This window comes from Bacillus sp. FSL R10-2201, from assembly GCF_038008665.1.
Classification (GTDB): Bacteria; Bacillota; Bacilli; order Bacillales; family Bacillaceae_G; genus Bacillus_A; species Bacillus_A mycoides.
Genome location: NZ_JBBOZP010000001.1, coordinates 3,236,112 through 3,251,544, shown reverse-complemented (window position 1 = coordinate 3,251,544; position 15,433 = coordinate 3,236,112). Strand labels below are relative to the sequence as shown.

The 15,433-nt window shown below is 34.2% G+C and carries 13 protein-coding genes and 4 pseudogenes; 13 read left to right on the top strand and 4 right to left on the bottom strand.

Features of this window, described 5'->3' with window-relative positions; translation table 11 throughout:
* Positions 1 to 232: 232 nt before the first annotated feature.
* Positions 233 to 1,195, bottom strand: coding sequence for a helix-turn-helix transcriptional regulator (locus NSQ69_RS16820; RefSeq protein ID WP_088291558.1), 963 nt, complete (start codon positions 1,193 to 1,195; stop codon positions 233 to 235).
* Between the two features lie 110 nt (positions 1,196 to 1,305).
* Here NSQ69_RS16820 and NSQ69_RS16815 point away from each other — a divergent pair, with 110 nt between their 5' ends.
* The 3 genes from NSQ69_RS16815 to NSQ69_RS16805 all read left to right on the top strand — a co-directional run bounded on the left by NSQ69_RS16815 (position 1,306) and on the right by NSQ69_RS16805 (position 2,704).
* Positions 1,306 to 1,785 (top strand): GyrI-like domain-containing protein, encoded by a 480-nt coding sequence (locus tag NSQ69_RS16815; protein ID WP_002167907.1) that lies wholly within the window; start codon positions 1,306 to 1,308, stop codon positions 1,783 to 1,785.
* On the top strand, positions 1,772 to 2,281 hold the full coding sequence (locus NSQ69_RS16810; RefSeq protein WP_002185291.1) for a hypothetical protein: 510 nt from the start codon (positions 1,772 to 1,774) through the stop codon (positions 2,279 to 2,281). The genes NSQ69_RS16815 and NSQ69_RS16810 overlap by 14 nt, the downstream gene beginning before the upstream one ends.
* A 165-nt stretch (positions 2,282 to 2,446) precedes the next feature.
* Positions 2,447 to 2,704 carry a DUF3963 domain-containing protein gene (locus tag NSQ69_RS16805; protein WP_002128363.1) on the top strand — a complete coding sequence of 86 codons (258 nt, stop codon included), beginning with the start codon at positions 2,447 to 2,449 and terminating at the stop codon, positions 2,702 to 2,704.
* A 115-nt stretch (positions 2,705 to 2,819) separates the two neighbouring features.
* On the opposite strand, the gene NSQ69_RS16800 is transcribed toward NSQ69_RS16805, so the two are convergent.
* Positions 2,820 to 3,578, bottom strand: coding sequence for an NAD-dependent epimerase/dehydratase family protein (locus NSQ69_RS16800; RefSeq protein ID WP_016120568.1), 759 nt, complete (start codon positions 3,576 to 3,578; stop codon positions 2,820 to 2,822).
* Between the two features lie 142 nt (positions 3,579 to 3,720).
* On the opposite strand from NSQ69_RS16800, the gene NSQ69_RS16795 reads away from it, so the two are divergent.
* From NSQ69_RS16795 to NSQ69_RS16760, 8 genes and pseudogenes are all read left to right on the top strand, one after another.
* A complete protein-coding gene (locus NSQ69_RS16795; protein WP_002128361.1) occupies positions 3,721 to 4,608 on the top strand; it encodes a LysR substrate-binding domain-containing protein in 888 nt (295 codons plus the stop codon).
* 147 nt (positions 4,609 to 4,755) lie between these two features.
* Positions 4,756 to 4,999 (top strand): annotated as a pseudogene (locus tag NSQ69_RS16790) (GNAT family N-acetyltransferase); the annotation flags it as partial.
* A 386-nt stretch (positions 5,000 to 5,385) separates the two neighbouring features.
* Positions 5,386 to 6,060: a response regulator transcription factor gene (locus NSQ69_RS16785; RefSeq protein ID WP_001142154.1), complete on the top strand. Its 675-nt coding sequence runs from the start codon at positions 5,386 to 5,388 to the stop codon at positions 6,058 to 6,060.
* Positions 6,057 to 7,424, top strand: a complete 1,368-nt coding sequence (locus tag NSQ69_RS16780; RefSeq protein ID WP_002128359.1) for a sensor histidine kinase — start codon at positions 6,057 to 6,059, stop codon at positions 7,422 to 7,424. Before NSQ69_RS16785 ends, NSQ69_RS16780 begins: the two co-directional genes overlap by 4 nt.
* A 182-nt stretch (positions 7,425 to 7,606) precedes the next feature.
* Entirely contained in the window at positions 7,607 to 8,587 is a 981-nt protein-coding gene (locus tag NSQ69_RS16775) for an alpha/beta hydrolase (RefSeq protein WP_341099517.1), read from the top strand.
* A gap of 293 nt (positions 8,588 to 8,880) precedes the next feature.
* A pseudogene (locus NSQ69_RS16770) lies at positions 8,881 to 8,976 on the top strand (YjcZ family sporulation protein); the annotation flags it as partial.
* Positions 8,977 to 9,487: 511 nt separating this feature from the next.
* Positions 9,488 to 9,937, top strand: a pseudogene (locus NSQ69_RS16765) (CPBP family intramembrane glutamic endopeptidase); the annotation flags it as partial.
* A gap of 405 nt (positions 9,938 to 10,342) precedes the next feature.
* A pseudogene (locus NSQ69_RS16760) lies at positions 10,343 to 10,558 on the top strand (hypothetical protein); the annotation flags it as partial.
* Between the two features lie 729 nt (positions 10,559 to 11,287).
* On the opposite strand, the gene NSQ69_RS16755 reads toward NSQ69_RS16760, so the two are convergent.
* Positions 11,288 to 11,920, bottom strand: a complete 633-nt coding sequence (locus NSQ69_RS16755) for a lysozyme family protein (RefSeq protein ID WP_002035240.1) — start codon at positions 11,918 to 11,920, stop codon at positions 11,288 to 11,290.
* Positions 11,921 to 12,187: 267 nt separating this feature from the next.
* On the opposite strand from NSQ69_RS16755, the gene NSQ69_RS16750 reads away from it, so the two are divergent.
* Together NSQ69_RS16750 and NSQ69_RS16745 are read left to right on the top strand one after the other, a co-directional pair.
* On the top strand, positions 12,188 to 12,355 hold the full coding sequence (locus NSQ69_RS16750; protein ID WP_002137499.1) for a hypothetical protein: 168 nt from the start codon (positions 12,188 to 12,190) through the stop codon (positions 12,353 to 12,355).
* Between the two features lie 1,017 nt (positions 12,356 to 13,372).
* Positions 13,373 to 13,567, top strand: coding sequence for a hypothetical protein (locus NSQ69_RS16745; RefSeq protein WP_033708037.1), 195 nt, complete (start codon positions 13,373 to 13,375; stop codon positions 13,565 to 13,567).
* Positions 13,568 to 13,735: 168 nt separating this feature from the next.
* Here the strand turns inward: NSQ69_RS16745 and NSQ69_RS16740 are convergent, their stop codons facing one another.
* Positions 13,736 to 14,992 carry an ATP-binding protein gene (locus NSQ69_RS16740; protein ID WP_002185304.1) on the bottom strand — a complete coding sequence of 419 codons (1,257 nt, stop codon included), beginning with the start codon at positions 14,990 to 14,992 and terminating at the stop codon, positions 13,736 to 13,738.
* Between the last annotated feature and the right edge of the window lie 441 nt (positions 14,993 to 15,433).

The window sequence follows — 15,433 nt, the reverse complement described above, 5'->3', positions numbered from 1 at the left end:
ATGGATAAGATAAATCCACATTCGAATTTTAAACAAGTAATTTAATGAGGGTTAAACTCTAATATAAAAAGACATGAACAAAGATTAGTTCATGTCTTTTTTGTGTTGGCGTTATTCTTAGAAGAGCGTTTAAAGTAGCGGTAGTAAATAAAATGTTTTTACTAGGTATTTGAATAGAAGTAACTGGCATCTAGTCAAACTCAATATTATTTTGGGTTTAACTGGTCACTGCTTATGGGCAGTATAAACATAATCTCTCTTTTAAACCTTCTAACACTTCTTCAGGCACTTCCTTGATTTTGATATCTTTACCTAGGAAAAGTAGCCAATTTGTTATTTCTGTTAATTCATCGAGATTGTTAACATTGATAAAAGTCTTTAGAATGGCTGTGGATTGGTAAGGATTAGTATAGGAAATAGAAATTTTTATAGGATGGTATTTTTTGAACTGGGCAATCGCTTTTGGACCAAGTTCAAGTACAAGGTTGATTGCCTCGTCCTTCTTACTTAGTTTTTCTAAAATTTTTTTCTTACTTAATCTCTTTTTCGTCGTATAGGGTTCGACATTGATGAGATGATCGACAGGGAGCATCTTCTTTTTTTCTTCTTTTATGTCAAAGCCTTCAATTATCCAATGGCTTTTTTCTTGATAAAGGTGTAGTAGATAAATTGGATAAGACTTGGTTTCCTCCTCTTCTTTTACGGTAATCAATAAATGGCTATCCAAAAGAAGGATTTGGATGAGTTTTTCTAACATAGGATGGGGGAGGTCAGAAAGCTCAAGTAGGTCAGGATTATGAGGGTTAGTCCCTTCAAAAAGCAAGATTTGATTTAAAAGAACAAGGTCATCCTGCTGGATTTCTGAGATGAGTCCTAGTAATTTTTCGGCTAAAGACTGACGACTCTTTAGATAGGGAAGTTGTTGATTTCTTGTGGCCATAAAGGCAATAAAAAGAGCTTTGACCTCATTATCAGTAAAGCGAACAACGGGCAGGATAGAGTTATGCATGACAAAATATCCTCCATCCCTGCCAACTTCAGCGACGAGCGGCATCCCCATGGCTTCAATTTCTCTAATGTCTCTAATAGCTGTCGATCGTGAGATGTTAAATTCTCGTATGATTTCAGAAATTGTAAAGTGGGAGCGGTTGTTAATATAGCGCATGATCGTATTAATCCGTTCAACTTTTTTCATGTTGGTCTCCTAAACAGTATCATTTTTTGACATGATTTAAAGATATTATAAACTCATCAAGTGAAAAGATAAATCGCTTGATTAATTTAAAAGTGAGGAAGGTTTTAAATATGAAAAATTATACAATAGAAGAAAAAGATAGCTTTATCGTGTTAGGTATTGGAACTGAACTTAAGAGCCACTATACAGACTTTGCGGGCATAAACAAGGAAAAGGCAGACTTTTGGCTGGCCGTCGAACAAGATGGAAGGTTGGACACTTTAAAAGCTTTAGCTACAAATGATTACATTTTTTCTGTGAGTGAAGCGGTGAATAACAAGATGATGTATTACGCTGGTGTCATGACAGAGGCAACGATACAAGAAGAATCTAGAGTTATCCAGTTTCCGAGGGGAGAATACCTAGTAGTTAAAGGGGAAGGCAATACAGCTGAGGAGCTAAGTAATAAGCTTACTGGTATTGCATTTGGTCAAGCATTAGCAGAAGAAAAAGATTTTGCCTATGTTGGTGGGCCAAATACAACAGTTGAGATGGGGCAGCGAAACGGCTTAGTATTTGGTGAAATATGGATTCCAGTTGTTAGGAAGTAAAGTATTAAAAGGAGAGATGGAATTGTCCGATATCGTTGATTTTAAAAACGTAACTACAGCTGGCATGGAGTCTTCACCTGTAGCAGAAGCACTTGCTGGTTTACGTGCCCATGAAGCACGTTACTTTATGAATAAATACAAGCATGAATTTACGGTTGTACCAGCTAGTGAAAGCGAGAAGACTCTTGATTATGTGAACCGCATTTTGAAAGAAGAACGTGATATTGAGTTTGCGGCAAAACCTTTAGAAACATCGTGTTTTCAAGTGGAAAATATTAAATTTGCCTATGTCTTCTATGAGGATGGTCTTGCAGTCAACGTCATGTATACGTTGGATAACCCAAAGAAGCGGGCCGTTGGATTTAAGCTTTCTGAGGGAATGGAGATACCAACGGAGTTAGTAGAGAAGTTTAAGTTTGCTAGACAGAAGTCTAAACTTGCTGGAACAATTCGAGGTTCGTTTTTTGTAATAAAAGGAGAATATAGTGTAAGTTGAAGAATCATTCATTTGTTATATTGAGTTATTTTTTAAAAGGCGCGATTAAGGCTAACAATCTTAAATTGTTAGCCTTTTTTTACATAAGTATAATATTCATAGTCTGCTACACACTACGTTCAGATAAAATAGAACGAAAGGAAATTACCGTAGGGTGGTGGTGGCGTGAGCAAAAAAAGGCTATTTGAGTTATTCTTAGTAACTTTTGCTTTACTATTCCTTCATGTAAGCACATTTACTAATGAAAAATTGAATGATAAATTTGGTAACTTTACCTTCTTTGTTGTATTTCTCATGTTTTATATCAACGTTGCATTTATAGAACGGTATTTTGATGATATACAAAAGTGGATTCGAAATATCACATTTCTTCTTGCCTTGTTAGTAGTAACTTTAATATCACTATGGATAGGTTACTTTTAAAGCCTTGTGATTAAGGAAATTTTGTTTTGTTATCTTTCCTTAACAACAAACAAGACGCCAACCAGATCATGGTAGCGCCTACTATAATATAATCTCTTTTCTAGATATGCCTTTATCAAGCATCAAAAAACTTAATACCACTTAGTACAAAAGCATCAGAACTTGGGTTATAACCAACTAACTTTCTTGTTCCTTCAATATCAATTCGTTTAAACCTGTTGTTAGATACACCATGTAAAATTGAAAATGGAGGTAAGTTCTCTGCCGTCATCGATTTTAAGAGAAGGTCCATAAAATCTTCTGGGCTTAAGTATGCACTCATATCTCTAGCTGTTAGTGGTTTACCATATGGATTATAATCATCATATGCACCTATACGAATAGCAAGACTTTGTAACCCTTCTTCATAAGCAAAATAAGAAGCAACAGCCTCTGCAAAACACTTACTTACCCCGTACATATTTTTGGGCCTCGTGGGTGAATAAGCATGTGGTTGATAATCCAAAGGATAGCCTTCAATTGTTTGAGCACTGGAAGCAACTATCACTTTGGATACATTATTATCACTAGCAGCTCTAAAAATATTATAGGTTCCCTTTATATGATTTTCTAATAAGGAGCCATAAAAATCAGCATTTGGTGAAGGATTACCTGCCAAGTGTATAACTATATCTATACCTTTCGTAAATTCTTGACAAGCAGCTAAATCAGAAACATCTAAATATATGATTTCATGATTTGTATCTTTAAAAGTTTCTAAAGCAGATAAGTTAATATCTGCTAGCCGTAACTGGTAATTCCCTTGCTTATCTAGGAATCTTGTAACATCTTGGCCAATCTTACCTGCAGCACCTGTAACTAAAATTTTTTGCATTTCACTTCATCCTTCCATAAAAAATACATCCCTTGTCAAGGGTCATATAATAGAGCATGCACTTATTGTATGTTGGTAATGGCATTAAATAAAACGAAGAAATATAATGGAGACATGAATAAAATTCATGAGGAGGACCATAGTGACTTTAACAAAATATGAAATATTTAACAAAGTGGCAGAACTCAATAGTTTTACAAAAGCTGCAGAAGTGTTAGGTTTCACCCAATCTGCTGTAAGTCATGCAATTAGCAGTTTGGAAAAAGAGTTTTCCTTTCCTTTATTTATTCGTAATCACTCTACTTTAACATTGACCAAAAATGCAGAGGAGCTTTTAATTACCGTTCGGAAAATTTTATACTATAACAACATGCTGAAGCAGGAAGTAGCCGCTATCAATGGGTTCCAAAAAGGAACAGTAAGAGTGGGGGTTTTTTCGAGTATTTCTAAAAACTGGATTCCTGGTATTCTTAAAAAAATGGAGGGAAAGTTTCCAAATATTGAAATCGAATTACTGGAAGGAAACTATGCTGAAGTTGAGAATTGGTTACAAAACGGGAGATTAGATTGTGGATTTATTAATAATGATACTTACTTTGAATCCTTTGAAAAATCCTTTGAAATCGTACAATTGAAGAGGGATCGACTTTTATGTGTTGTATCTAACCAATCCCCATTATGTAAGGAAAACCAAGTATCAATGCAACAAATAGAAAATGTACCTTTTATTATGCCAACATATCAGTGTTATGATGATATTCAAAAAATATTTAGGGAGAATAAAGTTAGCCCCAATATTCGATTCGAAAATATGAATGAATACTCAGTGATCTCCATGGTGGAGAATAATCTAGGAATTAGTATATTGCCAGAAATGATTATACCGACATCAAAAATTTCTTTTGCAGCAATTCCACTTGAAAGTGATAGCTATCGAACTATTGGATTAGCTATAAGAAAACCAACCTCACTCGCGACTAAGAAATTTTCTGAGATTACTAAAAGGTGGGTATCATTTGAATCAATTTAATTTTGCCAAAATCTGAGTTATTTAAACTGATATGGTTCTTCTTGAACGGAGCAGATTAATTCAATAAGCAATGAGAAAAAGTTATATATTATGTGTCGATGTAGAACTATAATATACAAAAATCAGGAGGTGATTATATAGTAATATATAAATTGTACGACAGAACACCCTAATAACTTTGACTAATTACTAAACCTATATGAATCTTTATGATGGAATTCACTTAAATTAACAAGTAATGATTTGGAACGAATGTGCAATCAAAGTTGATACGCCATACACATTTGATGAAAAATAATTAGTGGGTATGGGACGTGTTATTTCAGATGGTGTAATTACTGGAGTAGTTTGGGGAATATGCGTTCTATCAATCTATCTGTCCGAAGGAATCGCCGCCATGTACAAATCGCGCTGGGCAATTGAATCATTTTTCCGCTGGATTTAGCTGAATTTGAACGTTCCCGTATTGTTTGGCACAATATCCAATGCGTTGTTCAATCAGTTATTCACAGCTATAATTGCCTATGCTTTGCTGAAATTTCTTCGTGCACAAGGCCAAAAGACAAAATAAACGCTTGTCATTTGCAGGTTTCACACGCCTGTTTCTTTGTGAAGCCTTGTCAATTGAGTGGCAAATTAGTTTGAAAGAAACACTTGAATTCTACAGGTCGATAAATCAAGAAACTGTATTACTTTGGTTAATCAACATACGTGTTAATTTATAGTATAATGATTGCTTGAAATAATGCGGTGGAAAACAGGGAAAAGAGGGAACCGATGCCTACTATACTAGTTGCTGACGACGATGCGAACATTCGCGAACTCGTCTGTTTATTTCTACGCAACGACGGATTCGCAACAGCTGAAGCAGCGGACGGCAAGGAAGCACTGGCCGTCTACATCTCAACGAATGTCGATCTTGTCGTACTTGACATTATGATGCCGATTATGGATGGTTGGACGTTAAGCAAGGAGCTCCGAAGAGCCAATCCTGATCTACCTTTACTTATGCTGACTGCGAGAGGAGAAACATGGGAGAAAGTGAAAGGTTTCGAACTTGGGACGGACGATTATTTAACCAAACCATTCGATCCGTTAGAGTTGACGGTTCGTGTTAGGGCACTACTCAAACGATACAAGATTGGCTCCACGCAGACGATCCATTTAGGGAACGTCATCCTTGATCGACAGACCTATAAAGTGATGAAAGGGACGGAGTCGCTTACGTTGCCGCTAAAGGAGTTCGAATTGCTGTATAAGCTCGCTGGAACACCCGGACAAGTCTATACGCGCGTGCAGTTGATCGATCAGATTTGGGGTATCGATTACGCCGGAGATGATCGAACGGTAGACGTACATATTAAACGGCTGCGTGAACGGTTCGCGACAACACCCGATTTTCGGATCGAAACGGTGCGCGGGCTTGGGTATCGGCTTGAGGTTTATGAATGATCAGATCCTTATATATACGTGTTGTCCTGACATTTTTAGTCTCCATCATCGGGGGCACGATCATTTCTTTTTTGGTGTCAACTTGGATATTCGAAGATAAATTGAACGAAAATGCTCAAATCAACTTACGTAACTTTGGCCAAGACATCGTCCGGATTTACAAGACCTTTCCGTTACGTGAAGCGGACTTGTTCGTAAGTGAAATGAAGCAGCTCGATTCTTATTATATTCGAATCTACGAAGCAACGGGTCAGTTCAAGTCTTACGGTAAACTTCACGGACACAAACCTGCGCCTGTGACGATGGAGCAACTAAAGAAAGTATTAGATGGAGGTGTTGTTCAGGACACTCCTAATGGTATTGCCACGGTCCTCTTAGGGTTGCCGTTGAAAACGGAAATGGGAACGAAAGCGATATTTTTGGAAGCGCTCGCCCCTCCTTCAGCCTCTTTTGTCACAAAGTGGGCATTGGTCTTTGCAACATGTTCGTTGATTGCAGGAAGCTTATTGATTCTAGTTGCCTCTGTATTCCTGGTAAGACCGATAAAAAAGCTGACAAAAGCGACCAAGCGGATAGCATCTGGAGATTTCAACGTCAAGTTGAATATTAAGCAAACGAGTGAGCTGGGTACTTTGGCTCGCAGCTTCGAAGAAATGATGCACGATCTGCAGCAACTTGAGCAGATGCGCAGGGAATTCGTAACGAACGTGTCGCACGAGGTTCAGTCTCCGCTCACTTCGATATCCGGTTATGCTCTAGTGCTTAAGCAAGTTGACCTTTCAGAATACGAACGAAGCCGTTATCTTGATATTATCATCGCTGAAGCGAAAAGGATGTCCAAAATGAGCGATAACCTGCTAAAGCTGAGTTTTCTTGAATCGCAGTCAAAGCAACTGCGGCTCGTCACACTCAGCCTCGATGAACAAATCCGACGGATAATCGTGGCGCTCCAGCCACAATGGTCTGCTCGCGATATACATTTCGAGCTTGATTTACAGACAGTTAAAGTAACGGCTGATCATGACCTGTTAAATCAGGTATGGACGAATATCCTCAGAAATAGCATCAAATTTTCCGAGGATGCCGGCGTGATTAACGTAAGCATCAAACAAGATATCAAAAACGTGACAATCCTAATATCCGACACTGGTATTGGTATTCACCTTGACGACCAGAAGCGTATATTCGATCGTTTTTTTAAGGCCGATCGTTCCCACAGTCGTAAGTATGACGGAAGTGGTATGGGACTCGCTATCGTTAAACAGATCGTGTCGCTTCATCAAGGTGACATCCGAGTGAAAAGTGAACTTGGTCAAGGAACGACCTTCATTGTCACCTTGCCAATCACTACACCAACAGATTAGTTAGATTCATTCTCTATGCTACGACTCATATGCAAGCTTACTTGCATATAGAGCCGTAGCATTTTTTTTGGCAGTTCATATTCAGTTCATATTGTCGTCATGGTGAGTACATCTTCATTGGTTAAGTTTTCATTACAGGCACATGAAGGAAGGCAAACAGATCAGGACAGGAGAAGATGAAAGTGACACAACAAGAGGAAAAGAAAACGCTGAGGGGAATGAAAATAAAGAAAGTGCGAAACATCTTACTTAAAACCATAGGAGCAATCGTTCTAGTCATTGTACTTTTTTTAGGTATTGTTTATATCGTAAATGTGATGAGTAGTCATTCGGAGCAAAAACGAATAGTGCCCTACGGGCAGCACGTATCTGTAGACGGGAAAAACATGAATGTGTTAATTCAAGGCGAGGGCGAGGAAACGATCGTGCTCCTGCCTGGTTATGGAACAGCTACTCCAGGGCTTGATTTTAAGCTTCTTATCGATGAATTATCTCCATTTTACAAAGTTGTTGCGGTAGAGCCTTTCGGTTATGGATTAAGTGATGAAACTGTAAAAGAGCGAACCACGGAGAATATGGTAAGTGAAGTTCATGAAGCTCTACAGCAGCTTAATATTAACAGATACATGCTCATGGGCCACTCCATTACAGGCATTTATGGAATTGATTATGTGAACAAATATCCAAACGAGGTGACTGCATTTGTCGGAATCGATAGCAGTGTTGCAACACAACCGGGTATGGATATCAATTTCCCATTAAAAACGTTTGCATATCTCAAAAAATTAGGTCTCTTAAGATTGGCTATGAAAATCAGTGCTGACCCCTATACTGGACTGGCATTTGATGAAAAAACCGTAGAGCAAATGAAAATGATTTCGAATAAAAACATGTATAATGACACAACCTTGAATGAGATGGATCATATTTCGTCTAATTTTAAAGGGGCTCAAGGTTTAATCTTTCCTAAATATCTTCCACTTCTTCTCTTTGTACAAGCGAATAATGAAGATGTAGCAGGATGGATACCTCTGCATGAAGGGCAGATCAAAGACTCGGTACATGGAAAAGTAGTAACCATGGATGGATCACATTATTTACACCATACCAAATTCAAAGAAATCGCTGAAAACGTTAGACTATTTATGAAAGAAGTAAAGTAAGTGTTCAGAGAAAGGTTCATTCGTTATTTTATGCATTTGTCTACAGTCTGCAAGACCATCATTTCGATGGTCTTTTTTATGTCCAAACAGTTGTATATTTCCAAACCAAGATTATACTTTCGCCTGAAAGACATTGGGTTTCATTTTCATATTAACTAACGAGGTAGGTGTGCGGCCGATCCTAGGTCGTATCATATAACGGGTGGGATTCCCGTCGAGTAAGAACTAGCCATTCGCTCGTAGCGAGTCTTGGAGGGCTAAAGGTAACTTTAGTCTTTAAGCGTAGACAGTTAGGTGGCGGATTTGCTTTACTGATCGTTCTATTCATCCTGTTAATCATTATAGGATGTAGTTGTTGGGGCGGCGGTAGCGGCGGATTCGGTTACTAAAAAAAGGGGCACTCATAAGAGTGTCTTTTTTCTCAATATAAGAACTCTAAGAATATGATATTATTTTAATGCAAATTCCCTTTTGTGCAATGAGATAGTAATGCCTAACAAAAAAACCACCTATTTCCGTAGGTGGGCCTTATCTTTATTACACAATATCAAAGTATACTCTCTTTTTCTCGTGAATTTTATGTAATTATACATATTTGTAAAAATTACATAAAATAAATATTACATGTAGTAAAATATAAATTGTGGACACGTTCTATAAAGCTGATTCTCCGATTAGAAGGCGTAACACATCTCAACCATATAGGTGTGGTGTGGCGTTGCTTTAATCTAGCCAAACAAACGATCTCGATTCTCTTGTATTTGTACACTAACAATCTGTTGAAAATAAATGATTCTGTTTTATAGGACGTGTTTACTTAATGTCCAATACATATTATTAAATTAAAGTGGTTCAAGTCGGAGGAAGGCACCTTAGGGTGTCTTTTCTTTATGGGGTCTCACCACATCGGTATCTGACTTATTTTTTATGTTTATCATGCAATTTTTTGTTGTTGCATTTATTGAGGAAATCTTTTTTCGTGGATTTATGCTCAAAATGTTGTTTTCAAAGGGGATAAAAAAATCAGTTTTGATTTCAAGTTTTTTGTTTGGTATCACCCATTTATTACAACTAATTGGTGGGCAGTCTATTAAAGATACCATTTTACAAATCATATATGCATTTTTAGTTGGACTTGTTCTGTCCTTACTTATCGTAAATAAGCAATCAATTATTATCACCATTACTTTCCACGCTTTTAATAATTTCTTTAATTTTATGGGGAATGTTCAAGCCTCGTCGCTTTTTGCATATATTATTATTGCAATTTTATTCTTCTACACCATATATTTATGGAAACGTGCTAATAAAAAAGAGTGTATTCGACAGGAAATAAATATAGCAGTTTGAGTTGTGATATTACCTTTTCAGTATAGAGGGCAGCCTGGTACCACAATATTACCTTTAAAGGGGCTTGCTGCATGCTCATCAACTTAAGAGATTAATTATTCCCCTAAAATGAAAAAATACGGTATTCTTTCTGTAGAATCATAGGAAAGGATGGCGTTTTTTTCATTCTAGGGGGCATTTCTTTTTTATTAGCTTGATAGCGATGTGGCGGTACCCCATTAATAGAAAACTACTGCAAGAGTTATAGTTTTATGTTTTCATTTCCCTTTTGGCATTTATCTTTTAATCAGATGAATGCTTTTTTTAGTACATAATAAAAAAATAACCAGAAAAACTGTCACAAAATCCGTTTTTCTGGTTTCTCTATAATACAGGCATCAAATTGAAAGTGAGGTTTAAACTAACATGTTAACCATAGAAAATGAAGAAAGTCATGCTTCTGATATACCTTTTGAAGATTTATTTAAGCAGTACTATGCTTATGCTGTGAAACAGATTATATGGATTGTTAAAGATCAATCTATCGCTGAAGAGTTAGCACAAGAAGTGTTTTTACAATTATATCGTAGCGACTGGAAAGTAATTGAAAACATACCTGGATGGTTGATTAAATCTTCTACTATTTATACGCGTTGTTACTATACGCTAAGGAATAGTAATAAAAAGATGATGCCGATAAAACTATATAAAAACCAAAAGAATCCTAAGATGGGGAATGTTTTATGAAAATTAAGCATGGTAAACCTCCTTGGGTATATAAAGGATTATAATACATCGTTGGTCTATTTAGAATACTAACCATGAATTGGAGGGCATTAGGCATGGTTAAACTAATAGAAATGATACATTAAACGTATTTAATGAGTCTGCTAGGTATAAAGATAATTGATAATCATACAATGATATGGAAGGGCCTTTTCTAACGTGTTAGTTACCTCAACGTATATGTATCTCTTGGCGCCTGGGCGAGGGTGCTTTTTTTATTGCACATTATAATATGGACAAGCATAATATTATGTAACAGGACGAGTTCTTCGTGTCCTATTCAATGCTCAGGATAAACCCCAATTCACATTGAGAGCACCAATAGCGAGGGTGCTCTCTTTTTATTGAATCTACATTTATTTTTATGCCTAATGAATTCGCTAAGTGGATACTATTTCATGTAAAATGGTGATTTTATTTATATTCTGGATAGATTTCTTGCGAAATATGTAACTAGAGCCGTATTTAAATTGAAATATGATACGATAGTTGTATATATACATTTAGATGGTAAGAGGGGATAAAAGTTGATGAAAAACCATATAAAAGTAAATGGAAAACTCCTTCAAACAAATATATACAATTTTAATTTTTTTGGAGGCGTTCTTCAATAAGTTTTGCTTTTTCATTCACTTTTGTTGTATATGTGAAATCACCGTAACAATATGGATATCTAAAATTTTGTTTATTTCCACCACAAGTGTATGTAGCTGGATTCTGATCAACTTTCAACTTAGAAAACTGTTTAGCTGTATCTTCCGAGTGTTGTTTAGCTTCTTGATTGGCAATAAAATCAATATAGCCTGGCCCCATATTATAGCTTTGAATAATTGTATCCATGCTAACACCTTTTTCTTCTCCATATCTATACATTTGAACAAAGTGCTTTACCCCTTGTTTAATGCTCAAGTTTATCTCTTGGATTTCATTTGGCTTTAATCCAAGTGATTCGGAAGATTGCATAGGGTCGTTGCCCTCACCCCTACTCTCGTGGTACATAATTCCTAGTAAAATTGCTGTTTTTTCTCCCAAATTATATTTTTCTAATTCTTTTTTCATGATGGGCTCATATTGCAATAAACGTTCCTCGGTAGCAAACGCTTTATTTTTTTGAGTATTGGTTTTGTCATTAAAATATAGTATCCCGATTATTGTTCCTAACCCTAAAATACTAATAAAGAATAATATAATAGTTTGTACTTTTCTCTTATTCTTCAAATATTACTCCTCCTTTTACAAGAAACCCTATTTTCAATGGTGGCTGGTTATTAAAAAAATTCAATAATTCTCTATTTCCCAGCTTTTTTAGACTCGAAAATTTTTTTCTAAATGCTAAGTTTAATAGAAAAATTTAAAGATAAGGTAAAGATAAGATAAAGATAAAATAAAGTCTATTTTTTAGGGTATCCATTATGTGTTCTAAAGGCTCCAGATTCAAGAGATATATTATCTACATAACCCATAAGAGAGAAGGAGGTAAGCAAAATGTCACTTGAAACAGACATAATTCTTTCTTTATTAGATATAAAACTGTGGATGGCCCATCATTCGGAAATTAGTCGCTTAAAAATAAAAAAAAAATTAAAATCAGAACCGTACCTCAATAAGTCTTCAAGTGTTAATAAAAGAAAACTATATAAGGTGAGGGAATAAAGATTCAACACCAATGATTATCAATAATTGAAGTGCTAATGATTATAATAAAAAGAACCTTCAATAGGTTCTTTTTTATAGTTGGTAAATATGTTATCAACAATAGATGGTAATAAAGATAGAAATTTAGACACTTTTTATTAATGGGCTAAGTTTTCTTAGGAAGAAATCTATTTCTCATGACTGATCGCTAGATATAACAGGATATATCATTTATTAATTTGGGTGGGTGATTTAGCTTTTTGAGTTTACCACACTAAAATTTAAATTTTGTTTAGGGACAAAATGTTAAAGTGTTACATTCTGAATTAACAGAAAATTAAGGCGGTAAAAATCCTATTAAATCTTTTATCAGGTAACTCATATTTCTTTGGCCTTATTTTCATGGTATTACCGAACGTTTATATGTCTCTAAGGGAAAGAAATACTTTAAGTTTTATTACCATCTAATGTTTGATTAAGATGGTAACATGAAAATAAAACGTTTACAACTAGAAAATAAAGAAAAAATATAAAAATTCGACTTTTTTCGACATTATTACTATGAGAGAAAGAATCTAAATTAAGTAAATCTTATATTTAGAGGGGATATTTACCTTATACATAACGGTTAAAACATTTGCAAATGTTTCACGAGTAATTAAAAACGTCGAATATAAAATTATATTGTGACAATTTTAAACGAACATACTTTATAATTCATACTTAGACTAATAAATTAATTACTAATAAATTAAATACGCTATATTTAATAGAGTATAATACGGAATATTTAACTTTAATGTTCCATATTATATATAATTATGAATCATTTAACATATTTGTTGCGGAAAATTTTGACATAAGATATTTTAAATATTAAGCACAGAAACATTTCAAAGAAAAAGAGCTATTTTAAAATGTACCCTAAAAACGTTTTTCCTAAAAAGTAGTAAGATTTTGCAAAACGTTTCTGTGCCTAATTAGATGAAAATAATATAATAAATTGTTTAAAAGAGATAAAAATAAGTTACTTTTATGGAGAAATATACATCTCATACTATTAAAATTATGTCAAATTGTATTTTGCAAATTACATTTCAAAGTATAAAAGGGGCATTTATTGCAGCTCGAATATCTATTACTGATTTATTGCATAAAAAAGTAGCTGCACAAAAGTACAGCTACTTTTTTCTTGAAAACATTATTATGCAAATAGCATACTTAACGTAAACTTGCGCTTAACGGTACTTGTGAATAAATTGTGAAATTGCTGCTCTATGTTTCTAACTAACATTTTTGCACCAGAACCATATAAAAAGAGGACGAATAGTTACGTCTTCTTTTTATATGGTTATATTAGCTACAAAATAATATCATTTAAATAAATCTTCTATTATATTAGCAGGGGATAGTGATAGAAAAGTGTGTTCCTTTTCCTAGTTCACTTTCTATCTCTATATCTCCGTTTAATTCTTTAATAATACTGTACGCAATCATAGTACCAAGCCCAGTACCTTTTTCTGTTGTTGAATAAAATGGCAAGGCAATACGTTTTATTTGTTGGGAAGACATTCCTATTCCTGTATCAATAATATCAATTACAATATTACCTTTTATTTTTTGTATATTTATTTGTAATACGCCACCATTTTTCATAGCCTCAATTCCATTTTGTATGATGTTGGTTAGACATATTTTAAATTTTTCAGTATTAGCATTTATGTAAAGGGAATCTGTTGTAATATGCTGTTTTATTTCAACATTATATGAAAGAGCGAGTGGTGAAATATTATCTTTCACTTGATTTAATATGTAATTAATATCTAGTTCCTCTTTTATAATGTTTTGTGGTTTGGTTAAAGATAAATAGTTATTAATAGTAGATTGTATTTGCTGCATTTCAAGTAACATAATTTCTAAGTACTTATCTTGAGACATCTTAGCACTCTCATCTTCATTTAGTAATTGAGTGAATCCACGTACCGTGGTCAGTGGATTATGAATTTCATGCGCGATCGATGCAGCTAGTTCGCTAGCTATATAAAATTTTTCTGCTCTTTGCATTCTTTCTTTTATTTTATATTTCTCGATCATTCCTTCTATTAAATAAACTGATAATAATACTGTGAAAATATTTATGATTATATAATTGAATAAAAATTCAATGAGAGTAGAGTCAATTTTAACACCTGTATTTATTTGCGTTACAATACCGCAGATAGAAAGGGAAGTTGTACATATCAAAATAAGTAGAATACTTAATAATATCTTCTTTTCCTTGAAATAAGTAGGTGACAAGTAACGAAACATGATTGTAATAACAGAAATAATAGTAAAGATAATAAATGATGGGAAGACTCCGCTTCCACCTAAGTAAAATCTATAAGAAAGATATAAAACTCCAATACAAATAATGCTCTTTGTATTTCCATATAGAAAAACTAATATAATGGGAATAAAACGTAAATCATAAATGAACCCAGCGTGTAAATGAAAAGGAAAAGTCATACAAAAAATAATTGCAATGGAGGAAAGTACAGAAATTAATATATTATTACATGCCATTTTTTCTTTATGTTCTAGCCAAAATACTTGGTAACTAAGGATACAAATAATAATAATAAATGTATTTAATAATAGTGTAGGAATTCCCATAGTTTATACCTCTCTGAGAGTTTGTAAGTAGGATTATGTATGTGTTTAATCTAGGTGTTTGATTTTATTAGATTTTCTATCTTTAAAAAAGAAAAGGAAGGGCACTTGAAAAAGTGCTTTTTTACCATTTATATTAAAATCGATGAGGAAGATAGAAATAAAAAGTTACTTTTACTTATGAACAAAAAAATTGAAAGTAGCCCTTGTATAGGTAAAAGATAAAGCAAATTACAGAAATAGTTACGTTTCTCTGGAGTGAATATTCCGAAAAAACATTGTGTATGGCGAAATCCATTTTATAACCTTCGCCATATTAACATGTAACTTATTAAATTACAAAGAAAAAAATTAAAAATTATTATTTTTTTGTTATTTTAATTTATTTAAAAACGTAAAAGTATTCAAGAGGTTACCATTGAGATGCTAGGGTACTTAGACCAA